General features: G+C 31.9%; 21 protein-coding genes. 18 read left to right on the top strand and 3 right to left on the bottom strand.

What is annotated here, in order from left to right:
• Nucleotides 1-59: 59 nt before the first annotated feature.
• Together NRE15_RS05715 and NRE15_RS05710 are read right to left on the bottom strand one after the other, a co-directional pair.
• A complete protein-coding gene (locus NRE15_RS05715; protein ID WP_313794634.1) occupies nt 60-1,760 on the bottom strand; it encodes a sensor histidine kinase in 1,701 nt (566 codons plus the stop codon).
• Nucleotides 1,757-3,265: a response regulator gene (locus tag NRE15_RS05710; RefSeq protein WP_313794633.1), complete on the bottom strand. Its 1,509-nt coding sequence runs from the start codon at nt 3,263-3,265 to the stop codon at nt 1,757-1,759. Before NRE15_RS05710 ends, NRE15_RS05715 begins: the two co-directional genes overlap by 4 nt.
• A 213-nt stretch (nt 3,266-3,478) precedes the next feature.
• Between NRE15_RS05710 and NRE15_RS05705 the strand changes: the two genes are divergently transcribed.
• The 11 genes from NRE15_RS05705 (at nt 3,479) to NRE15_RS05655 (ending at nt 14,542) form a co-directional block, all read left to right on the top strand.
• Nucleotides 3,479-5,128 (top strand): extracellular solute-binding protein, encoded by a 1,650-nt coding sequence (locus NRE15_RS05705; protein WP_313794632.1) that lies wholly within the window; start codon nt 3,479-3,481, stop codon nt 5,126-5,128.
• 130 nt (nt 5,129-5,258) lie between these two features.
• Nucleotides 5,259-6,113, top strand: a complete 855-nt coding sequence (locus tag NRE15_RS05700) for an ABC transporter permease (RefSeq protein ID WP_390887194.1) — start codon at nt 5,259-5,261, stop codon at nt 6,111-6,113.
• A gap of 14 nt (nt 6,114-6,127) precedes the next feature.
• Nucleotides 6,128-7,015 carry a carbohydrate ABC transporter permease gene (locus tag NRE15_RS05695; RefSeq protein WP_313794630.1) on the top strand — a complete coding sequence of 296 codons (888 nt, stop codon included), beginning with the start codon at nt 6,128-6,130 and terminating at the stop codon, nt 7,013-7,015.
• Nucleotides 7,012-7,641, top strand: coding sequence for a hypothetical protein (locus NRE15_RS05690; protein ID WP_313794629.1), 630 nt, complete (start codon nt 7,012-7,014; stop codon nt 7,639-7,641). Before NRE15_RS05695 ends, NRE15_RS05690 begins: the two co-directional genes overlap by 4 nt.
• A 27-nt stretch (nt 7,642-7,668) precedes the next feature.
• Nucleotides 7,669-9,963, top strand: a complete 2,295-nt coding sequence (locus NRE15_RS05685) for a glycoside hydrolase family 66 protein (protein WP_313794958.1) — start codon at nt 7,669-7,671, stop codon at nt 9,961-9,963.
• Nucleotides 9,964-10,061: 98 nt separating this feature from the next.
• Nucleotides 10,062-10,253: a DUF2382 domain-containing protein gene (locus tag NRE15_RS05680; RefSeq protein WP_313794628.1), complete on the top strand. Its 192-nt coding sequence runs from the start codon at nt 10,062-10,064 to the stop codon at nt 10,251-10,253.
• A 145-nt stretch (nt 10,254-10,398) separates the two neighbouring features.
• On the top strand, nt 10,399-11,376 hold the full coding sequence (locus tag NRE15_RS05675; RefSeq protein WP_313794627.1) for a helix-turn-helix domain-containing protein: 978 nt from the start codon (nt 10,399-10,401) through the stop codon (nt 11,374-11,376).
• 5 nt (nt 11,377-11,381) lie between these two features.
• The gene (locus tag NRE15_RS05670; protein ID WP_313794626.1) at nt 11,382-11,615 is read left to right on the top strand and encodes a hypothetical protein; all 234 of its coding nucleotides are present in this window, start codon (nt 11,382-11,384) and stop codon (nt 11,613-11,615) included.
• 203 nt (nt 11,616-11,818) lie between these two features.
• Nucleotides 11,819-12,118 carry a hypothetical protein gene (locus tag NRE15_RS05665; protein ID WP_313794625.1) on the top strand — a complete coding sequence of 100 codons (300 nt, stop codon included), beginning with the start codon at nt 11,819-11,821 and terminating at the stop codon, nt 12,116-12,118.
• A gap of 48 nt (nt 12,119-12,166) precedes the next feature.
• Nucleotides 12,167-12,847, top strand: coding sequence for an SDR family oxidoreductase (locus NRE15_RS05660; protein WP_313794624.1), 681 nt, complete (start codon nt 12,167-12,169; stop codon nt 12,845-12,847).
• Nucleotides 12,848-13,144: 297 nt separating this feature from the next.
• On the top strand, nt 13,145-14,542 hold the full coding sequence (locus NRE15_RS05655) for an ATP-binding protein (RefSeq protein ID WP_313794623.1): 1,398 nt from the start codon (nt 13,145-13,147) through the stop codon (nt 14,540-14,542).
• Nucleotides 14,543-14,684: 142 nt separating this feature from the next.
• On the opposite strand, the gene NRE15_RS05650 is transcribed toward NRE15_RS05655, so the two are convergent.
• Nucleotides 14,685-15,026: an immunity protein Imm33 domain-containing protein gene (locus tag NRE15_RS05650; protein WP_313794622.1), complete on the bottom strand. Its 342-nt coding sequence runs from the start codon at nt 15,024-15,026 to the stop codon at nt 14,685-14,687.
• Nucleotides 15,027-15,262: 236 nt separating this feature from the next.
• Between NRE15_RS05650 and NRE15_RS05645 the strand changes: the two genes are divergently transcribed.
• From NRE15_RS05645 to NRE15_RS05615, 7 genes are all read left to right on the top strand, one after another.
• Nucleotides 15,263-16,234, top strand: coding sequence for an alpha/beta fold hydrolase (locus NRE15_RS05645; RefSeq protein ID WP_313794621.1), 972 nt, complete (start codon nt 15,263-15,265; stop codon nt 16,232-16,234).
• A 29-nt stretch (nt 16,235-16,263) separates the two neighbouring features.
• Nucleotides 16,264-17,952 carry a type 2 periplasmic-binding domain-containing protein gene (locus tag NRE15_RS05640; RefSeq protein ID WP_313794620.1) on the top strand — a complete coding sequence of 563 codons (1,689 nt, stop codon included), beginning with the start codon at nt 16,264-16,266 and terminating at the stop codon, nt 17,950-17,952.
• A gap of 142 nt (nt 17,953-18,094) precedes the next feature.
• Nucleotides 18,095-19,312, top strand: a complete 1,218-nt coding sequence (locus NRE15_RS05635) for a DNA-processing protein DprA (protein WP_313794619.1) — start codon at nt 18,095-18,097, stop codon at nt 19,310-19,312.
• A gap of 126 nt (nt 19,313-19,438) precedes the next feature.
• Nucleotides 19,439-20,173, top strand: a complete 735-nt coding sequence (locus NRE15_RS05630; RefSeq protein WP_313794618.1) for a DeoR/GlpR family DNA-binding transcription regulator — start codon at nt 19,439-19,441, stop codon at nt 20,171-20,173.
• Nucleotides 20,174-20,344: 171 nt separating this feature from the next.
• Entirely contained in the window at nt 20,345-21,268 is a 924-nt protein-coding gene (locus NRE15_RS05625) for a DUF1861 family protein (protein WP_313794617.1), read from the top strand.
• Nucleotides 21,258-22,322 carry a BtaManbiosPhlase gene (locus NRE15_RS05620; protein WP_313794616.1) on the top strand — a complete coding sequence of 355 codons (1,065 nt, stop codon included), beginning with the start codon at nt 21,258-21,260 and terminating at the stop codon, nt 22,320-22,322. Before NRE15_RS05625 ends, NRE15_RS05620 begins: the two co-directional genes overlap by 11 nt.
• A 3-nt stretch (nt 22,323-22,325) precedes the next feature.
• Complete coding sequence (locus tag NRE15_RS05615; protein ID WP_313794615.1) at nt 22,326-24,053, top strand: phospho-sugar mutase; 1,728 nt, start codon at nt 22,326-22,328, stop codon at nt 24,051-24,053.
• The last annotated feature ends 8 nt before the right edge of the window (nt 24,054-24,061 follow it).

Here is a 24,061-nt window from a genome sequence, read left to right as displayed (position 1 = left end):
GAGAAATAATCCTACAACTAGTTTTGAAATCTAGGTGTAGGATTATTTTTACGTATTAGTTAACTTATTTTCAATGCTGATGAAATATTAAGAATGACTATAGTTCCGATATCTTTTTCTGAACTAATTTGAATTGTAGCTCTTGTACCGTAATATAAGTTTAATCTTTGCTCTACATTTTTAATTCCGTAATGTTGACTTTTATAACTTAAAAGGCTATCAACCAGAGTTTGTTCCATCCCAATACCATTGTCTTTTATAATGAATTGTAGAGTGTCGTCTATATTTCGAGCTGTTATATTTAACACTGGTATTCTATCATCTTCAATTGAAGATAGTCCATGAATAATAGCATTCTCTACAAAAGGTTGTATGATTAAATTTATCATTTCAAATTGATAAATTGATTCATCAATATCAATATCGATTTTAAATGCATTATTTTGCATTTTTTGTTGAATTTTTGCATAAGAAATTGTTAGTTCCATTTCATTTTTTACTGGTATGGTTTCATTTCCTTGATTCAAGCTCAATCTGAAATATTTTGATAGCAGTTGAGCCATTTCACTTATGTCTTCATTTTCACTAAGTATTGCTTTATTGTTGATTAATGAAAGTGAGTTATAAAAAAAGTGTGGATTAATTTGAGATTGTAAGGATTTTAACTCACTTTTTTGCTTTAAAACCTCAGCATTGTAAACATCATTAATTAAAGAATTGATACGCTTCAACATATCAGAGAAGCTTTGATAAAGAGAACCAATCTCATCTTGACTGTAATATTTTTTCTGAATTTCAAAATTTGTTTCATTAATTTGGCTCATTTCATAGACTAGGTTACTAATGGGATTTGCTATTGTATTTGTTAAATATCTTAATAAATAAAAGGTTAAAAGAAAAATGAAAATTATTGATATCAATCCTATTATTATTATGAGATTAGTTATTTCATATAATGATGAAATATTGCTTTTTATTGTACCGCTCCAATTATTATTCAAGTCAAATGATTGATAGGTGAATTCCGGTATAAATAGTAATCTTGAAAGAATAGACGATTGTATGAAAGAGTCTGGCTCGTTTTGATTACTAAATTCAAACACCCTATCTTTCGTGTTAGCATTTTGTATGATAATATTTTCTGTTCCTGCTCTTATTGGGAATATCGGTTCATAAAATGCATTTAAATTAATAGAAATTGATATAACATTTAACGTATCAATATCGTTTCTAACAATTTGATTATAAACTTCTATCTTGTTATTTTCTTTGTTAAATTTAAATTTATTAATACTATAACGATTTAAATCAAATTTAGAGTGAATCTCTTCTTCTGATAAATGTTTTATATATTGACCATGATCATACAAGGGTTTGTTAGTGTATAAAGTAATGCTTTCAATGTCACTATGTTGATCTAGTACAGTATTAAAGATTGGATTAATATAATTTCGATAAGCATCATACATATCGAAATTAGTTGTTTGATCTTCTGAAATAACATCAAGTAAAATATCATTATGAACTAAATATGAGAGTGATTCATTATAAGATTGGATTTTTGAGTTCAGATTATAAGTAATGATTCTAGCATACTCTTGTTGACTTTCAATCTCAGTGGTAATTATGTAATTCCTAATACTAATAATACCAACAATCAAAGTGATACATAATGGGACTAAACTGCTTGCTAAGGTAATTTTCAGTATTCTTTTTTTAATTGAAGTAGGTTTATTTATTTTGATGCGCTTTGTTCTCATAATTCGTTCCTATAATATTTAATACGATATGCATTTGGTGTCATCCCGATAATCTCTTTGAATTTCCTAATAAAATAAGCATCATTGCTATACCCTACGAGTAATCCAATTTGTCCAATATTATGATTTGTATTTTGCAATAGTTCTGTTGCTTTATCTATCCTGATTTTATTTGTGAATTTTGAAATACCGACACCTTCATTTCTAGAAAATATATCACTAATATATTTTGGAGATAAACCAATATAGTCAGAGATATCTTCCAGTGAAAAGTTTTGATTATAATGATTGAGAATATATTTTTTTGTCTCATTAACATAGAGGTCACCACTATAGTCAAGTATTTTTTCTCTTTCATATAGATCTCTAAATATTTGATCGATGTATTTTTTTATTTCAGAAATATGCTGTGAGTTAATAAGTTGACTAAATATTTTGTCATAATTCGCTATGTTCAAATCAAAATTTGTAATTATTTTTTCGAATATATTGCTGAAGAAAAAACGTATATAATTGGGTGAATAAGGTGTTTCAAGGATTAAATCATCAATCAATTGATTTAAATATGTTTCTAGAGATTCGATGTTTTGTGCATGGATAAATTGTTTTATATTTTCTAAATGAGTCTGTTGGTAAAGAAAAAAATCTTCATCTTTTTTGGCAATAGAATTATCGGTAGAATTTACTTCATAAAAATTTTTAAGTGTATTATTTTTTAGATTAGAGAACTCTTCAAAAGTATTTTTTGGATGACTTATGTTTCTAGAAACATATAAATTAACTAAATTAATTAGATTATTATCTAATTTTTCAATAAATTCTTGTTTAATAGCATTTAGATCAGCTTTTTTGTTAGCAGGTATAATAAATAAACTTTCTCTAGGACTGATTAATATATAATCATATTTATTCATTTTTGCTAAGAATTGTTTTATTAAACTATATCCGCTTGAATTAAATACATTTACCTCAATAAGTATTATGTAAAAGCTTGTAGAAGTATATTTAATAATCAATTGTTGTTCCTCTAAACTAAATTCAGAATATAGTTTTCCATTGATCAATTCTACTATAAGATGTTTACTAGTATTTAATTCTAACTCCTGAATCTCTTTCAAATGTCCTTCGTTTATTCGTTTATTTTGTATAATTGTTTTAATTTGTTTTACTAATACCTTTGGTTCAATAGGTTTGAGTAAATATTCGATAACTTGAAGAGTGATTGCTTCTTTTACATATTTAAATTCATCAAAACCGCTAATAAATAAGACGGGGATATTAGGTTCCTTGATTCTTATAATTTTAATCATTTCTATCCCATTCATTATCGGCATTTGAACATCGGTAATTATAAAGTCAAAAGACATTGTATTATATAGTTGTATTCCTTGTTTTCCATTTAGAGCTGTCACTAATTGATATTGAGGAAAATGTTTAGAAATAATAAAAGATAGCATATTCAATTCATCTATATGATCATCTACAAGTAATATTTTATCACTCATTTATCTTTCCTTCTTTGCTAAAAATAATATAGAAGCAGCTAAAGTATTGGTAGCCTTTCCATTAGTGTTATCATATCATAATAATTACTTTTTGTTATACTTTTATTAAATATTCTAAATGTAAAGGATTTTATTCAATAAAAAGGGAAAAACTATTATTGTCGTTTGAAAACGTTTGCTATATCCTATAAGTATCAAGGGAGGAATGTATATATGTTAAGAAATTTATCAAAGATTTTTGCGGCAAGTTTACTAAGTGTAAATTTATTAGGTGTCGTAGCAAATGTTCAAGCTCAAGAGCCTATTGTTATTAATATGGGACGACAAACCAGCACTAACCCTAAATTACCTGATGGTGATACTTACGAAGATAATGCCTATACAAGGTTAGTTAATGAAAGATTAAATGTTCAAATTCAAAGTGCATTCGAAGCTAATGGTGAAGATTATGAGAGACAAGTATCATTAGCCATTGCTTCTGGTGAACTTCCAGATATGATGATTGTTGGTGATAGAGATGTGGTTCAAGAACTATATGAAAATGAATTGATAGCTGATTTAACAGATATTTATGAAGAATATGCAAGCGATTATATAAAAGAAATCTACTCATCATATGATGACTCAATACTAAATGCTATTTCTTTTGATGATAGAATGTATGCCTTATCGGGAACAAGTGTAGATTTAGGACCGAGTATGTTCTGGTTAAGACAAGATTGGTTAGATGAATTAGGTTTGGACATTGATCCAGATGGTGATAGAGTCATTTCGCTTAGTCAATTGGTAGAAGTGGCGCGTGCATTCATGGAAGCTGATTTAGGAGAAACTGGGCGTCCAGTTGGTATTCCATTTAATTACTGGTTAACTTCTTCAACAGCTGGTGGATCTACTTTCGCAGCTACTGGTATAGCAAATTCATTTGGTGCATATCCAAAAGAGTTTCTTCTAGATGATAATAATCAACTTTATTATGGATCAAATACTCCTGAAATGAAACAAACGCTTGAATTTTTAAGAGATTTATTTAATGAAGGAATTATTGATCCACAATTTGGTACCCGTACAAATGATGACATTACTGCGATGATTATCAATGAAGAAACTGGTATTGTTGCTGGACCATGGCACATACCTGACTGGAATTTAATTCAAACTAGACAATCCAATTCGAATGCTGTTTTCGTTCCATATGCAATTGAAAGTCAATCTGAGGAAGGACATGTATCTTCAATATCAAACAAAGGTCCAAACCAATATGTAGTGGTAAGGAGTGATTATGAACATCCAGAATTAGCAATACAGATCATCAATCTAATATATGATGAAATTCCTAATAGTATGAATATCAATGAAGAATTCCCAACAATAGCAGAATACTTAAACACTGGTGTAGATGGTACTGCTAGACCATTTAATATGGAAGTGTTACATGCAGAATATTTACTTGAAGAAGGTAGAGCAACTGCATTAGGTGCTTTGGATGAAATTCCTGTTGAAGAACTACCAAGTATTGAAGCAATTCAAAATGTGGGTTTGATAAAATCATATTACGAGGATCCTTCAAATAGTGAACCAGTGGAATGGGCTAAGTATGCTTCAAGAGTTGAAGCCATAGATAATTTAATGAATTCCTTAAGGGATTCTAATTCATTAACAGAAATTTTCCCACCTCGTTTTTATGATATTAAAGCAATGGAGCGAAATGGAGCACAATTAGATAAACTTCAAGAAGAAACTTTTATCAAATTCATTACTGGTGAAGAATCACTAGATAATTTTGATAGTTACGTTGAAACATGGCACAATCAAGGTGGGACAGATGTTTTGGCGGAGATGCAAGCTGATATCGATAATAATTAAAAAAATTAATGAGGCATTCTTAATGAATGTCTTATTATTTTTAGATTGATGAGGTGGAAATATGAATGGGTCAACAGTAAGAGTAAAAAAGAAAAAAATAAATTTTAAAAATGAATTAATATATATTGCAATGGTTCTCCCTGGCATTCTATTTTTATTGATTTTCGCTTATATACCTATGGGGGGATTAATAATGGCTTTTCAAGATTATATTCCCGCCAGAGGATTAACAGGTTCTGAATTTGTTGGGTTAGATAATTTCCGTTATTTGTTTAATTTACCTGATATAAGGAAAGTTACTTATAATACTATTTATATTGCTTTTTGGAAAATATTCTTTAATACATTAATTCCGATTATTTTTGCTATTCTTTTGAATGAAATAAGAATTAGATGGTTAAAAAAATCAATACAAACTATTGTGTATTTACCTCATTTTCTTTCTTGGGTTGTACTTGCACCAATTGTTTCTAATTTATCTAACCTTGATGGTACCGTCAATCAAATATTAATTTCCTTAGGAAGAAGCCCACTAAATTTTTTAGGCAGTAATACAATATTCCCAAATCTTTTGATTGGAACAGATGTTTGGAAAGAATTTGGATATAATTCCGTCATATTTTTAGCTGCAATAACTGCTATTGATCCTGGATTATATGAAGCTGCAACTATGGATGGGGCTAATTGGTTTCAAAAAGTTTGGAATGTAACATTACCTGGAATGATGCCTTTTATTCTTTTAACAACTATATTGAATTTACCAAATATATTAAATGCCGGGTTTGATCAAGTCTACAATTTATATTCTCCAGTAGTTTATGAAAGAGGGGATATTTTGGATACTTACATTTATAGAATAGGGCTGATAAGTAGAGAGTATAGTTTAGGTACAGCTGTTGGTTTAGTAAAATCTATAGTTGGTTTAATACTTATCTGGGGATCAAATAAGATAGCTGAAAAAACTACAAATCGAGTAATGTTTTAGTTAGGAGAATTAATATGAATGATGAAGGAAAAGTAAGAAAAACTATAATATATTTGATTGTAATCATTTTAGGTCTGTCGTGTTTGGTTCCACTTTGGAATGTAGTTGCTATTTCTTTTAGTAGTAGTAACGCTGTATTAGCTAATCAAGTGGCATTACTCCCAGTAAATTTTACTCTAGGAGCATACAGACAAATTTTGGAGGATGCTCAATTTTGGAGATCATTTGGCATTTCAGTTTTTAGAGTAGTTGTAGCCTTGATTTTAAATCTAATTTTAATTGTAACAATGGCATATCCTTTATCAAAGAGTAATAAAGTATTTAGAACGAGAAAAATATTTATGAATATAATGATTTTTGCTATGTTATTCAATGGAGGTATGATTCCAACGTATTTATTAGTTAGAAATTTAGGACTTTTAAATACAGTTTGGGCATTAATTCTTCCAGGAGCTGTTCCTATTGGAAGTGTTATATTAATTATGAACTTTTTCAGAGGGGTGCCTAAATCACTTGAGGAAGCTGCTTACATAGATGGAGCCACTCCGCTTCAAACATTGTTAAAAGTATACTTACCAGTATCATTACCATCATTAGCAACAGTTTCATTATTTAGTATTGTAGGAAGTTGGAATGACTTTTTTAGTGGGTTAATCTATATGACTAAAACTGAGAACTATCCACTAATGACTTATATTCAAGCTATGACAATTAATTTTGCAGATTTAATCCAAAATACTGGAACTTTATCTGCTTCTGATATCCAGACTTTAAGCGAGGTTTCAAATAGAAACCTAAATGCCGCAAAAATAGTTATAGCTGTTTTACCATTACTTGCAATTTATCCATTTTTACAAAAGTATTTCGTTACTGGAATTGTTGTAGGGGCAGTGAAAGAGTGATGGAATTCAATAATAGAAACAAAATGATTGAGTATGTTTATATTCTAAGTGATTATTTCATTAAATTGTTATTAACTAATCTTCTATTTTGTTTATTTAGTATTTTTATTATCACAATTCCTAGTGCTATCAGTGGGCTTTATTCTAATTGTAATAAAATTTACAAAAAAGAAGATTTTTCAGTGATATCAAATTTTTCATCTGAATCATTTTCAAACTTCAAAATGAAAATAAAAGTTAGTTGTATTGCATTCATTGCCACTATCATTTTTATTTACGATTTAACTTATTTGGCATTGATAGATGAAGTACTATCAGTCTTAGGATTAACAATTTTATTATCAATTTTAATCTTTAAAAATTATTTTGAATTAACTTTATTTTTTCAAATAAATAAAAAATATCATTCAATAAAAGATTTATTAAGGAACTCTTTTAAATTAATTACTTGGAATGTAAAATTATTTTCTTTCACTATATTAATTGATTTACTAATTATTTTTATATCGTTACTTTCAAGTAACATTCGCTATCTGATACTATTCTTAAGTGTTTTTGTATTAATAGCAATATATGGGGTTGTAAAAACGATGCTATTTAACAAAATAATATTTAAGGGAGACTGAACAAAATTCTAGGAGATGCAATATTTGATGAAAATTAAGTGGTGTGTATTAACTCTTATATTTATGATTTATTTTAATAACTCAGGAATAGTTATTGCCTCAGAACACCATTTTGAAGTGATAGATCGGATTATTTTAGATAAAGCAAGATATATACCGGGAGAAGTTGCGAAAATTGAAGTCACATTTATTGATAACTTAAATGACGAAGTAGAAGTTAATTTATCCTTAATTCATTTAGATAAACTAATTGATGAAAGTAACATAATAGTTGATTTGAACAATAATAATAATGTAATTTTTAATATTCCTGTAGGTAGTAATGATTATTTAGGTTATTTATTGTTTGTAGAAATCTATAGTGTAGACGGAAAATTTATAGATTCGGAAACTTCTGCACTAGATGTTTCATCAAGCTGGCATAAATTTCCTAGATATGGCTATTTAACAGATTATCAATCAAATATTGATACTCAATTAGTGATTAATCAAATGAAAGATTGGCAATTTAATGCTATTGAATTCTATGATTGGAAGTATTTGCATCAACAACCCATTCCTCCGAATGATGAAATGGTTTGGGAGGATTGGGCAGGAAGAAAGGTTGATGGAAATATAGTAAAATCATATATTAATGATGCGAAAAGATTAGGTATTTCTAGTTTAAGTTATAATATGGTTTATGGTGCAACAAATAATTATCGTAAATTCGGTATTGAAGATGAGTGGCGATTATTTTATGCGGAGGATCATGGTGAATTAGGTAAAATGAAAGGAGACCCATTTACATTTTCGATGGGGTATAGTCCGACTGGACAGAGCAATCTGTATTTTTTCGATATTGATAATCCAAATTGGCAAAATTATATTATTGATAAAAACATAGATGCAATGAAAATTATGGGTTTTGATGGGTGGCATGGTGATACGGTTGGTGAGTGGGGGAAAATGTGGTCTTATGATGACATCGGAGATGAGAATAAAGGGAAATATGTAAAAGACAGTTATAGAGAGTTCCTTAATATTGTTAAAGAGCGTTTAGGTAGCCAATATGATTTAGTTTTTAATCCTGTTGGAGCACAAGGCATTGAACTAGTCAATCAATCAAATGTTGATGTTCTATATGCAGAAATATGGCCGTGGGATAGAGATAGTGAAGGAAATCAGTATGATACTTATTACTCTATTAAGATGGAAATAGATCAAACGAGAAAAGAAAGTGGAGGGAAATCGCTCATAGTTCCAGCATATATTCACTATGATTACGCTAAGAATCTTTCTAATCTACCGTTTAATGAATCTGCTGTTCTATTAATGGATGCAGCTGTTTATTCTGCTGGTGGTTCAAGAATTGAAATTGGTGATGGCAATCAAATGTTATCTAATGAATATTTCCCTAGTAGGAATTTATATATGACAGAAGTACATCAAAAAAAGCAAAAAGATTATCAAAATTTCATAGTTGCCTATCAAAATTTATTAAGAGACGGACTGGAAGATAATGAAAAAAAGATACTTATAGACTCATTGAATTTTTCTAATAACGGAGAAGCAAATACAATTTGGGGCTATTCTAAAGAAGATGATAATTATGAAGTAATTCATCTTATAAATTTATTAGATGTAATGGATAACACTTGGCGATCTAATGATGGTGAAAAAATGAAGCCAAGAATTGTCAATGACTTTACTTTAAAATACTACACAGATGAGAAATATGAAACTGCATATTTAACATCGCCAGATACTGGATTGAGTTCCAAAATTATTAATTTATATCCAGAATATTTTGAAGATGAATATGGAAAATATCTAGAAATAAAAATTCCCATCATTGAATATTGGGATATGATATTTTTTGATAAAAATGAAATAAAAATTGAAAATATTGATTTTACTAAGTCGATAGAAATTGTAAACAATAATTCAATAGATAAATTAGTTAATGGAGATTTTACATCAGGTTTAAAAGGTTGGATGAGTAATAATAGCATTGCTATAGTTAAAAATAACCATTTGATAATAGAAGGTGAGAATGCGATTGAATATTTAGAGCAATCAATTTCTTCATTAGAAGATGGAATATACAAGGTAAGTATTATAGCAAAGCAATCAAGTAAACCAGCACACAAGTCTAGATTAATTCTTGTTACAAATAATCAATCTGTAATTGAACTTGAATATGGAGATGAATTTGTTGAATATGAAGAATTAGTTGAAGTTAATGAAGGTAGACTTCGATTAAGACTTGAATTTGAAAGTAATAATCAAGCTATGCTAGAGGTAGATAGTATAAAAATTGAAAAATTGGGCGATTTGTGATTACAAAAGATTTGTTTTTTGAGATTTGAGGTTAAATTATTAATATGTTGCGACAAATGGTGATGATTTAATTAACTTATAGTGATAATATTAATGACATGGAAGATATCGTGATTCCTGTGTCTGAAGAAGAAGTGGTTTTATCGAAAGATACCGTGGTGACGGATGAGTTTGAAGTTGAAAAAACACGTCATACTGACCATGAAACAGTTACCGAAACGACTCGTCGTGAAGAGTTGGATATCGATGATGTGGATGGACATGTGGTTGAAGATGATGATCGGTTTTAAAATTAAGCATAAGTAAATTGAGCCCTACCGTTGAGTGGAAACACTTGATTGTGGGGCTTTTACGCCACTGATATTATCAGTATAATTGTAAATTATCATAGGTAATGATATAATGCAGATAAATGATAAAGTGGAGGTGTTTAATATGAAGAATAAAGTAGAAGAAGTTTTTAAAAAATATAATATCGATGCACCTATTAAAGAAATTGATTTGAACCTACCAATTGCTTATAAGATGAAATTTATTATCAATACGATTGAAATCACCGACGATATCTTTTTGATGATTAAAGAAAAACGTCGAGGAAGTTTAGAACAATTTGTTAAGCAAGCAGAGTTTATTAGCCGGCCATACAATGGGAACTATATATTGGTTTTTAATCGATTATCAGATGATGAGAAGCAGTTGTTAATAAAGGCTAGAATACCATTTATTGATTATAAAGGGAGTCTTTTTGTTCCAAGTTTAGGTCTAATCTTAAATAAAAACCTCGAAGTATTGGTTGAGAAGACGTTTACTCCTAGTGAGCAGTTAGTCTTTATTTATCTTATTACAGAATCAAAAGAACTTATTGTAGCAAGTACTGTTGAAAAAAGGACTCGGGTGTCAATTGCGACGGTTTATCGGGTTTTAAATAAATTTGTTCAATTGGGTTGGCTGAAGTCTCAACATGGGACTTATTCAGCTGAGAAGGATTTGAATGAGATTTTAATAGAGGGACAGCAGTATTTACTTAATCCAGTGAAAAAGACGCTATTTCTTGAAAAAGAAGTTTTTGACTCGGTTGTCAAGAATGAGGTGCATTGGGGGTATGCGGGTACTTCAGCTTTGAGCCAATTAACCGATTTGAGTGAAGAACATAGCATTGTGGCAATGTCAGAAGCAGAGTTTCGCTTAGTAAATAAGAAAAATTATTTAACTATTTACGAGGAGAATGTATTGGTAAATCAATCGTTTGTTGAAATTCAATTGTGGAAATACACACCAATAATCAATGATAATCTAGTAGATAGGCTTTCTCTGTATTTAACTTTGAAAGACGTCGATGATCCAAGGGTTGAGGAAGCTTTAGGGTTCGCTATGAAGGGTGTTGGACAGAATAGCGGTGTCAGAGAGGGATGATTTTTGTGAGTGTCAACTATAATGAGAAATTTAGACAAGCATTTGCAGGTTTTGAAAATCATTATGTTGTAATTGGAGGTACTGCTACTTCATTTATTTTGGATGATAGAGGATTTACTAGTCGGACTACAAAAGATTATGATATGGTTATTACTAATCCTGAAAAATTATTTTATATTGCTTTAAAGAATTTTTTGGAAGCAGGATCTTATGTACCCGAAGTTGAAATAGGAAACTAATTATTTCGCTTTATGACAAATAATCCTGAGTATCCAAAAATAATTGAATTGTTTGCTAAAAAACCTTTTGAACTGTTCAGTAAAGGAAGGAAAACACCTCTTTCTTTTTTATGAAAATATGAGTTTATCTGCTTTATTGCTTGATGATAATTATTATGAATTAATTATCATCAGGTAAACAGGTGCTTAATGGTTATTCAATTTTGAATGATAAAACTCTAATTGTCTTAAAGGCTAAAGCTTGGTTAGATTTAAAAAGCAGAAAAGAACAAGATGATAAATCAGTAGATGGAAGGGATGTAAAGAAACATTTGAATGATATTTCTCGCTTGGCGGGTTCTTTAATGAATAGTGATAAATTTATTTTAGAAGAATCGATTCAAAAAGATATGACAATATTTTTACATCAATTAGAGAATAATAAAAGTACGATACCACAAAATAATGATATACTATTAAGTAGGGATGAAATAGTTACAGTGTTAAATGAACTTTTAGGTTAAATCATCTATTTGTCCATTTTTTAATTAAAATGTAAAAGGAGTCTTTCAATGAACAAAAAACATGTTGTAATTACTGGTGCAGGCAGTGGTCTTGGTGCTTCTTTAGCGCATCTTTATGCTGACAAAGGGTATCATGTGACCTTGATGGGTCGAAATAGCGATAAATTACAAAAAGTTGCTGCCAGTTTGGGGACCTCTGATTATTCCATTCATGTCCTTGATGTGTCTTCTTATACAGCAGTCACTACCGTATTCAGGGATATTCGTTCGGTGGATCTTTTAATAAATAACGCTGGTGTCGGGTATTTTGAGTTGGCTGAAGCCTTATCGGTTGAGCAGGTCGACGCGATGATCGACATTAATTTGAAGGGGACGATTTTTTGTACGCAGCAAGTGTTACCGGCCATGAAGGCAGCTGGTGCGGGACAAATTATTAATATTGTCTCGACGGCGGGACTTGAAGGGAAAGTGACGGAGTCGGTTTATTGTGCCAGCAAGTTTGGAGTGAAGGGGTTTACCGAGAGTTTGCAAAAGGAATTGGCGGAGACGGGCATTCGAGTGAGTGGTATTTACATGGGCGGGATGGCAACGCCGTTTTGGGATGGTGTGATTGACGAGGATAATATGGGTGGTATGATGGCGGCGGATGATGTTGCTGAAATTATCGTGAACAGCATGGAAGAACGGCGGAATATTAATGTGTCGGAGCTTGTGATTCGGAATCATTAATGTGATGATTGATGGCGTTGAAAACGCAAGTTGAAGAAAAGAGCTATACCATTCATATACACTGTCGAATGGTTCAAGAAATTAGATGTTTTGTATTTAAACTAGCAAATAGAGCAATCAAAGGAGTCCTACATTTAGTCTAGAAAACTAAATGTGGACTATTTTTGTAATGATATTTATTTAAAAAAAACATAATAACTATCTAATTCGGTATTTTTTATTCTAAAAAGTCACTTTATTAACTCATAAGTTAAAAATAGTGTATAATATTAGTAAATACGTTAATGAGGTGATTTCATGAATATTGAAAGTATTAAGTTAGTAGATATTCAACTAAAAAATTTAAAGAATGTGGATAATGGTGAAATCAATTTAACTTATAATGACGAGGTTCTTAATATGGTTGGAATTTATGGCCAAAATGGCTCTGGAAAAACAACTGTTATTGATGCGATAAATCTGTGTAGAAATTTATTATTAGGCGAGGAATTAGAAGAATATTTTGTGGATTTGTTAAATAATAACACTCAGTCAACCGTTTCGGTAACTTTTAAAATAAATGAGGAGCGATTGATATCCTATTCCGTTATTTTAGAGAAAGTAAGCACGTTAAATGAAATGAAAAATTATGAAAATAGAATAACGATTTTATACGAATCTTTAGAGACAAAAGAATTAAAGAACAACTCGCGGACTAAAAATTTAATAACGTTTTCTAGAAATAATAAAGATAAAAAGCCGGAATTAAAACCTGTTTCTTACTTTAGAAATAATCAGACTAATAGAACGATGTTAAATGTTGCGGTTAAACAATCGGATAAAGATCAGCAATCCGTTATTTTTTCAGATGTTATTAAAGGAACGATTGAAGCATCCAAAAATAAGAATCTTGATGAGCTAAAAGAGTGTATGGAGGCTATTGAATTAATAGCGAAGAATATTTTTGTTTTTGATAATAAGATGTCGGGATTAGTCTATTCACAATTTTATATTCCGTTTTTATTTTCGGTCGTTAATAAGAAAGGTAATCAGAGTGAGTATTATTTTGGAACAATAGGATTAGATGCTTTACAGTCTTCCTTACTTGAGCAACAACATTATAAAGTGATTTCTGCGATTATTGAGCAGATTAATTTGGTTCTACCGCAAATTATTCCGAAGATGAAACTTGTTTTGCATGTTTACGGTGAACAGGTCACCGAAACAGGTGAAAAAGGTTACCGTGTTGAACTAAATTCTAATAGAGACGGCAAACAATTTCCTTTTAGAGCAGAATCTGACGGAGTAAAGAAAATTGTATCCATTCTTAGTGCGTTAATAGCTGGTTATAATTCACGACTTGCTATTGTAGCGATTGATGAGTTGGACAGTGGTGTATATGAATTTTTATTAGGAGAATTGTTGACGGTTTTATCAGAAGGCGCTAAAGGACAGATAATTTTTACTTCACATAATTTAAGACCATTAGAAACTATAAGTGAAAGGAAAATTATTTTTACAACAACGGATCAATCTAATCGTTATGTTAAGGCGCATAATATTAAACAGTCTAATAATTTGCGTAATGTCTACCTCAGAGATATTCAATACAAGACGGGGCAACATGAATTATATAACACTACTAGTATAGCTAAAATACAAAGAAGTTTTAGAAAATCAAGCATCATTCAAGAAGAAGGTACGGATTATGAATGATGTTAAAATTATTCTGTTGATCGTAGAAGGTGAGTTTGACGATTCTGTTCCTACTTTATCTGATATCCCATATCGTCTACACATATAGTAACCAAAAGCAGCCACTTAAGTTTATCTACAGTGGCTGCTTCTTACGTTATATTTATTTTTCAAAACGAAGTCGTTCTCCCGTGCGAATATCGGTGAAATATCTGCCGGTTTCATCATCATGGAACACCAGATCGGTCCCCACCGGTAGTTGATAAATGGATAAGACGGCTGGTTCCATGGTGGCTAAGCGATTAAAGTCAATGATGACATTATTTTCCACCACATTAATATACTCTTCGGTATCTGTATCACCTAGGGCACGCCAGCCGTTATCATCAGGGTGCTGGCTCTCGGAACGGAAAATCCATTTTAACTTCGATGTACCTTCTAACAGTGAGCGCGTCACCATCATCCCGCCTGCATTTTCAATAAATATGGTGTAATTTTCTTCCATTATTGTAGCCTCCTTAGTTATTGACTAAGTCTATTATCTTAAAAATATAATAATTTTGCTATTAATTTGCATGCGGTATTGAACGCAAACGTTTTCTTTGAAAATAGTACAAATTTAGTTAAAAAATTTGAAACTTTAAGGTATAAGTAAACGTTATTATTATGTTAACGTTTTCAAAACGTGATTTTATGGTTGTCGTGTTGCAGTGATATTTATTGGGGTGAAGGGGGTTTGGCATGGCAGAAGGCATGTCGCGTGATCAATTGGAAGTGTACAGGGGGAGTTGGGCGAAACCGTCGGATTTTGATGTGTTTTGGGATCAGCAAGTGGCCTTGGTGCCTGAGGAAACAAGGTATCAGCTGGTTGAAAAAGATTTTTCTTTGGATGGCGTTCGCTGTTATGATTTAAGGTTTCAGGCTGTCGATGGTAGTGAAATCTATGCGAAGGCGGTTTTTCCGAAAAAGTTGGAGAATGTGCCGGTCGTTTTTATGTTTCATGGTTACCATGGACGTAGCAAGGATTGGACGGATTTGTTTCCTTATGCGGCGACGGGTCATGGTGTTGTGGCTTTGGATGTGCGCGGTCAGGCGGGTAAGTCTGAGGATTTGGGCGTTTACAAGGGGAGTACGGTGAAGGGGCATATTGTTCGAGGTTTGGACGAGGGTCGCGATCATTTGTATTTTCGCAAAGCCTTTTTGGATGTTTATCAATTGGTTGAAGTTGTGGCGTCTATGGATTTTGTGGATGCGAGTCGTTTAAGTTCTTATGGCGATTCTCAGGGGGGTGCTTTGGCTTTGGTAGCTGCGGCTTTAAACCCTAAAATAAATCTCACGGTCGCCATTTATCCTTTTCTGTCAGATTTTAAGCGTGTGATAGAAACTGTTAACAATACCGAAGCCTATAATGAGCTATTTCGTTATTTCTTTTTAAGGGATCCCTTGCATTTAACGGAAGAAAAAGTGTTGGATACATTGGCTTATATTGATGTTAAGAATTTTGCCAGTCGGATTAAAGGGCAAGTGAAGATGATTACCGGTCTGTTGGATGATGTGTGTTTACCGTCAACGCAATATGCGATTTACAATAATTTGGGAACTGACAACAAAGAACATTACTTGATGCCGGAGTATGGTCATGAACCGATGCATTATGAAATTAAGGATTATGTGTTTAATTGGATTACTGGCGCTACTATTGTCCCTAAATAAATATCATTATTAAAAAGGTGAGTGAAACAATGAAATTTAGTCAAACAATGCGTTTTTTAGCTGCAAGTGCGATAGCTGCTTCTGTTTTTGTTAATCCGGTGTTAGCTACTGCTCAAGATGGACTGCCAGAACCAGGTGATTTTTCTGAACCGGTTGAAATGCAGTTGTCGGGTATGGTTACCAAAGGACGTGCTGTTGATGGAAACTGGGTACAAACACGTTTAGAAGAAATGTTTAATATTAAGATTGAAAATACATTTACTGACACTTGGGACTCTACTCAAAATTCAATCATGGTTGCTTCTAACGATTTACCGGATGCGTTTAACATGACTGGTGGTGGTTTGACGCCTTTGGAATTTTATCAAGATGGGTTAACGCGTTCTATCCCTCGTGAAATGATTGAAAAGTATGCGCCTTTGTATACAGCTGCTATGAATGAATTAGAGAGCGGCTTAGGTTGGCGTATCTCACAAAATCCAGATAATCCCGATGAGCAGTTATATTTAATTGGGGTTCAACCGCAAGCGGATGGCTTGTTATGGGTGCCGTCACTACGTATGGACTGGTTGGAAAATCTAGGGTTTGAAATCCCAGAAGATGCGGAGCCAATTGGTGACAGTGATGGTTACGAGCGGATTTATTGGACGGACACCTCGTATAGTCTCGATGAATTGGAAGAAATCTTAACGGCTTTTACTTTTGATGATCCAGATGGTAATGGTCAAGATGACACCTACGGAATTTTACCAACCAATGATAACTTATTGTGGGCGCAAACCTTGCTAGGTGCTTATGGCTTAAGTGCAGACTATAATTTGTTAGAAAATGATACTTTAACTGATCCTATGGTGAGCGAACGCTACAAAGAATGGTTACTGAAAATGAATGATTGGTACAATAAAGGTATCATGGATCCGGAATGGACCACTTTATCGACCCAAATGGCTTGGGAAAAATATTCGAATAATCAAATAGGATATTTTATTGCGCAAAAAACGTATTTAGCTCAAGAATCTTGGACAGATGGGCGTGCGCCACAAAATATTTTAGATGCAAATCCTGAAGCTAAGATTTTAGCCTTCCATCCTGAAACAGGTCCTTATGGTGACCAAGGGCAACAATCCTTCTATCCGGTGACGTTTTTAGGGGATGCGATGCAAATTGGCGCCGATGTAACGGATGAAGAGTTGGCTCGTTACTTACAAATCTATGATTTTATGACTTATAATCCAGAAGGTGTTTGGACGACTTATGGTATTCCTGGTGAACATTCTGATTGGCGTGGTGAAGAAGGTAAGTCTACGTTAATTGTTCGTCCGGAGTATGATTTAGAAGAAGGAGAAATGGGCTTCTGGTCTTATAGCCCGCGTAGTTACCCAGGTGATCGTTACTTGTGGTTGACGGAAATGAAGACTTTAGAGTTAATGGAGCGCTTCTTCACGGTTCCTGAATATGTTGAAGCTATGGCTATTCGTCCGTACAAACATGATTTATTTACGGAAACGGATTATGCGGATTTAGTGTCACGTTACGATTCACAGTTAACGACTTTAGAATCTGAATTCCGTATGAATGGTATTACCAATGTGATCGATATTGAAGCGGATTGGGATAACTATGTGGATACGTGGATGAACAATGGGGGTCGTGAGATTTTGGCCGAGTTGGAAAAAGCACCTGTTGTTGAGGATTTGAGAAGCGGGAATTTTGATTAGGTAGAGTGATGGTTAGAAGTAGGAAGTTGGATAGTGCAGCAATCTTGCCTTTGGGTGGGGTTGCTGTTTTTTTGGGTTTTAATAGTTAAGGCTTGACACATATCAACCCTTGAAATAATATATGATTAAAGGAGTGATAATCATGGACTATTCAAAATTAGCTGAAGAAATTTATTTTGCAAAAGATGCTGCTGATTATCTTGGAATATCTACACAACGCTTAAATATGTTAGTTAAAGAAGAAAAAATATCACCTTTCAAAAAGTCGCCGTCAGGTACCTTATTTCATATATCTGAATTGAAAAAAAGACAAGAAGAACTTTCAATTTTTGATGAATACAAACGGAATCATGATGAAACTGGAAGGTTTGAAATTGACACAAGCATTAAACAAGAGTCCTTAAATTTTGCGACATTATTAAATGCGCTTAATGTTACTGAAAAGAAATTGAATCCATTAGTGGATGCGTTCAGTGAAAGATACGATATAACTGAACCGATAACTAACTTAGTTGAAGAATACAGTCATTTTTTTAATCTTAATGCTGAAAAATTAATTAGTGAATATAGACAAGCAAAAGATGCATTCTCTAAACTCAAATATAATGATGAGATATTAAAACGTGGATCTAAAGATTATCCAATTTTATTAAGTGAAGTAGAACAAGCACCGAGGTTTTTGTATGTAAGAGGGAAAAAAGCTTTACTAGATGAAATAAGAACAGTTTCTTTAGTGGGGTCAAGAAATGCATCACCAAGGGCTAAAGAAAGTACTTATAAATTAGCTAAAAAATTAGGAGCAAATGGAATTACCGTAATTTCTGGATTAGCTAAAGGTATTGATGTGTCTGCACATTTAGGTGCCCTAGAGAATGGCTTTAATACAATAGCGGTGATAGGTACAAATTTAAATCAATATTACCCTTCCGAAAATAAAGATGTTCAAATTGAGATTGAAAATAAAGGTCTAGTTGTGAGTCAATTTTCACCTGCTAACCAAACCCAACGTTGGTTTTTTCCATTACGAAATGGGGTCATGAGTGGCTTATCTTTAGCGACCATAATAATGGAGGCTGGTGAAACGTCAGGTGCATTAAAGCAGGCCGATTTTGCTTTAAAACAAAATAGGAAAATATTGATTGCAAAGAATGTTATGGAGAATAAGAAAATAAAATGGCCAGAGAAGTATGTTGAAAAAGGTGCTGTTGTTGTTGAGAGTCCAAGGGACGTACTAAGAGAATTGGCAACTGTTGAAGTATTAAATATAAAATCTAAAAAAGATTCCGACTATCAGTATAAGATTAGACAAGTAGATGTTGATTTGTCCACAGTAAAGGATCCGGAGAAATGTATCGATTAGGTAATAATTTAACTGAAACAATTATGATAAACAATTGATAATACTTGATAAATTTTACTGTATTTTTGATAATCTGTATGATATATTGTAATTAACAATAATCATTTTATTTAAAGGAGTCGTCTTATGTTACCTTTTGAACGACAAAATAAAATCATCGAACAGCTAGAAAATGGGATTGTATTTATCACTGACTTAGCAAAGAGTTTAGATGTTTCAGAAATAACTATTAGAAGAGATTTAAAAGCACTTGAGAGTGAAGGAAAATTAGTACTATTACATGGTGGGGCGGCAAAAAAGATAGATACATCTAGGGAAACTGCGATTAGTCAAAGGCAAGGGTTGTATCCAACTGAAAAAGAAAAGATAGGTAAAATCGCTGCAAATGTTGTAGAAGATGGTGATGTGATATTTATTGATTCTGGAACTACTAATGTAACTATGATTAAACACTTAGCGAATAAAGATATTTCAATCGTAACCAATGGATTTAAAACAATCGAAGAGGCCTTGAAATATGATATACCAATCACTTCCATTGGGGGCGAATTAAAGAAAGAAACCATGGCTTTTGTTGGGGCTATTACTAGTAGAGTCTTAAATATGTATACTTTTGATAAATGTTTTTTAGGCGCTAATGGTATAGATAAAGAATTTGGTTTCTCTAATGCTGACCCCAACGAATCCTTAATTAAAGAACAGGTTATCAAGAGAACTCAAAAAGCTTATATTTTAGCAGATCATTCAAAATTTAATGCTCGTTCGGTTTTTAAATTCTCTGATTTAGACAATGCAACAGTCATAACGGACCAAGTTCCTGAAGACTTTAAAGACATCACCAATGTAATAGTTGAAGAATAATATATGTTAAATGGCTCATTAATCATTTTTGATATTTGATTAATGAGTCTTTTTTGATGAAAATATGATTAAAAATGAAAATAACTGATAATTTATGTTGTTTATTTGTTAAAACTATGATAGATTATAATCGGAAAGCGCTTAAATTTTGTTAAAGGTTGGAGTGATTACGTGGATTTAGAAATGTTATTAGTTGAATATAGAAAAGGAGAACAAGCAAAAAATCCAGAAAAAATTCCTTTTGAAGTCGTTGAAAACAAAGATATATATAACATTACTGCTCCATTTAAAATAAATGACAAGTGTTATATTTTTGGAAGAGTAGAGAATAGAGAAAGTGAATTTTCGCAAGTTATTTTATATGTGAAAAACAATGATAAATATTGTATGGTCGAAGGTTTCACACCGTTAGAAATGCAAGATCCTTTTGTAACTTTCATAAATGATGAAATTATTTTAGGTGGGGTAGTTATCAATGAATCAAAAGAGAATCCTAAACTATTAGAGTGGAGAACAGATCTTTTTAGAGGAAAGGATTTATGGAATTTGGAAAAATTTTTTCAAGGTCCAAAAGGAATGAAAGACATACGATTAAAGCAATTAGAAGATAATCGAATTCTTGTTTTAACAAGACCTCAAGGTATTAAAGGTGGAAGAGGGAAAATTGGTGCAGTTATTATTAATGATTTAGATGAATTAACTATCGAATTGATTGAAGCAGCTCCTTTACTTGGGAATCAATTTAAAGGTGATACATGGGGTGGTGCGAATGAAATTCATCTCCTTGATAGTTCTTCAGTAGGAATTATAGGTCATATTGCTACTTTTGATGAAACAGGCTATCGTCATTATTTTGCAATGGCATTTATTTTAGATTTAAGTACTTTTGACGTATCCAATGAAAAAATAATTGCTGAAAGGAATAACTTTTTAGATGGTCCAAGTAAAAGACCTGATTTAGTTGATGTTGTTTTTAGTGGTGGGTTAGTTTTGTCTAATACAACAGCTGAATTATACTGCGGTATTAGTGATGCAGATGCACAAAAAATTACTATTAAAAATCCATTTATGAAAGAGGATAAAAATGCAGATTAAAAGATTTGATAAGAATCCCATACTAACCCCAGCAGATGTAACACCTTATCATGCTGGATTTGAAGTAATTGGCGTTTTTAATGCTGGTGTTGCTAAATATAAGAATCAGACTTTATTGTTATTAAGAGTAGCTGAAAGACCTATAAGTCAAGTGGAAAATAAAGTTTATGCACCAATTTTTAACGTTACAGAAAATAAAGTAGAAAAAATTGAATATGATTTAGATGATGCAAAATATATTTTTGATGATCCAAGAACAATTCGTCAAAATGATAAAACGAATAAAATTTCCCATCTTACTTCATTATCATATATTCGGATTGCTAGAAGTACAAATGACGTTGATTTTGAAGTGGACGATGACCCTTTCTTATATCCTTATGATCAATATACAACTTATGGTATTGAGGATGCTCGTTGTACACAGATTGGTGAAGATTATGTTGTGACTTATACATCAGTTTCTGAACTAGGAATTGGAGTTAGTGCTATTAAGACTGCAAACTTTGAAGATTATGTACATCTTGGTAATATTTTTGCTCCTGAAAACAAAGATATTTTAATTTTTCCTGAGAAAGTTAATAATAGGTATTATGCCTTACACCGTCCAAGTTCAAGTAGTCTAGGTGGATTAAATATATGGTTAGCATCATCACCTGATTTAATTTCTTGGGGTAATCACAAATATTTATTTGGTACTAGGGAAGGCTCTTGGGAATCTCAAAGAATAGGCGGTGGGTTACCACCTATAAAAACCAAATTAGGTTGGTTAGTCATTTATCATGGAGCCAATGAAAATTCTAGGTACTGCATGGGGGCAGCTCTGCTAGATAAAAATGATCCAAGTATTATTTTAGCAAGGTTGAATCACCCAATACTTGAGCCGGAAATGGAATATGAACAAAAAGGATTTTTTGGTGATGTTGTATTTGGTTGTGGTTCAGTTTTAGATGGTGATGATTTAATAGTTTACTATGGTGCTTCTGATACGACTATGGCTGGATGTGTTTTGTCGATTAGTGAAATTTTAAAACGGTTAGAGGAAGAGTTGTAGGTTATGAATTGGAAGGCTAGGTTGCATCAATGGCAAGTCAGTGAAAATGTACCAAGCTATCTTAAAACGCAAATAGAAAGTTTAAATGATGATGAATTGTTTGATAGTTTTTATAGATATCTTGAGTTTGGAACAGGTGGGATGAGAGGAGGAATTGGCCCGGGAACAAATAGAATTAACATTGTTATGATTCGACGTGTAACGGTAGCGTTAGCTATGTATGTCATTGAAAATAAAGGTGAAGATGCTGGAGTTGTGATTTCATACGACAATCGATATTACTCAAAAGAATTTGCTCATGAAACCGGCAGAGTCCTTGCTTCATTTGGCATTAAAGTTTATTTATCTGATTTTATTCGACCAACCCCAATTGTTTCTTTCTCAATAAGAAAATACAAAGCTTTTGCTGGGGTAATGATAACAGCTAGTCACAATCCAGCCCAATACAATGGGTATAAAATATATAACACAAGTGGAGGCCAAATAACTTTAGATACGGCAAACAAAATCAGTTCATACTTAGCTAAAATACATGATGAAACAGATATTCATATTTCGGATTCATCTATAAGTTCTAATTTAATACATACTTTTGGCGAAGACATAGATAGAAGTTATTTATTAGCATTAAAAGAAGTAACTGTGAACAGAGAATTAATTGCAAATAATAATGGCATAGTTCAAATAGTATATACACCATTACATGGTTCTGGTTTAAATTTAGTCTCTAAAGGACTACAAGAAGTTGGTTTTAAACAATTATTTATCGTCAAAGAGCAGGCGGACTATGATAGTGGATTTTCGACGGTTCAAACGCCTAATCCTGAAGAAAGAGGTGTTTTTGATAAGGCCATTGAAATTGGTAATGCAGTAGAAGCGGATTTGTTGATAGGGACCGATCCAGATACTGACCGGTTAGGGGTTGCTATTCGAGATAATCATGATAATAACGCATATCGATTGTTATCCGGTAATGAAATTGGAAGTTTAATGTTGTACTACTTAGCAAATAATAAACATGTACCTAATTCTTATGTTTTAAAAACAATTGTTACCACAGATTTAACGTATAAAATTGCAAATGATTTTGATTTAAATGTCATTGATACATTAACTGGATTTAAATTTATTGGTGAAAAAATTAATGAATTAGAGCAAAAAAATAAGTCATTTCTATTTGGTTTTGAAGAAAGTTTTGGTTATTTAGTTAAACCATTTGTACGTGATAAAGATGCCATACAAGCAGCAATACTAATGGCAGAAATAGTACTTTTTTACAAACTGAATAATCAATCAGTTATTGATGTATTGTATGAAATTGGTGAAAAATATGGATTTTATAAAGAATCACTTAGAACAATGTCTTATAAAGGCTCTGAAGCTATACAGCAATTAGCTGATGAAATGAATTATTTACGCCATAATTATCCCAAAAAAATTGGTGAGTTAGGTGTTTCGAGAATTCAGGATTATTTACTTGGTACTGAATATGAAGTTGCTAGTGGAAAAGTTATGTCGCTAAAATTACCAAAATCAAATGTAATAAAAATATTTCTTGAAGATGACTCATGGGTTTGTATAAGACCTTCTGGAACAGAACCTAAAAGTAAAATATATTTTTCAGCAAATGATCCACATGAAAGTAATGCCATACAAAAATTAAATAATATAGAAATGAAGTTTCTTAGTTATTTTAATGGTATTAATGAAAAAGTTAAGTCAATGAATTAAAAGAATGG

Origin of the sequence: Fundicoccus culcitae (genome assembly GCF_024661895.1) — a bacterium.
GTDB lineage: Bacteria > Bacillota > Bacilli > Lactobacillales > Aerococcaceae > Fundicoccus_A > Fundicoccus_A culcitae.
Note: the sequence above shows the minus strand (reverse complement) of the source record. Positions and strands in the feature narration are given on the sequence as shown.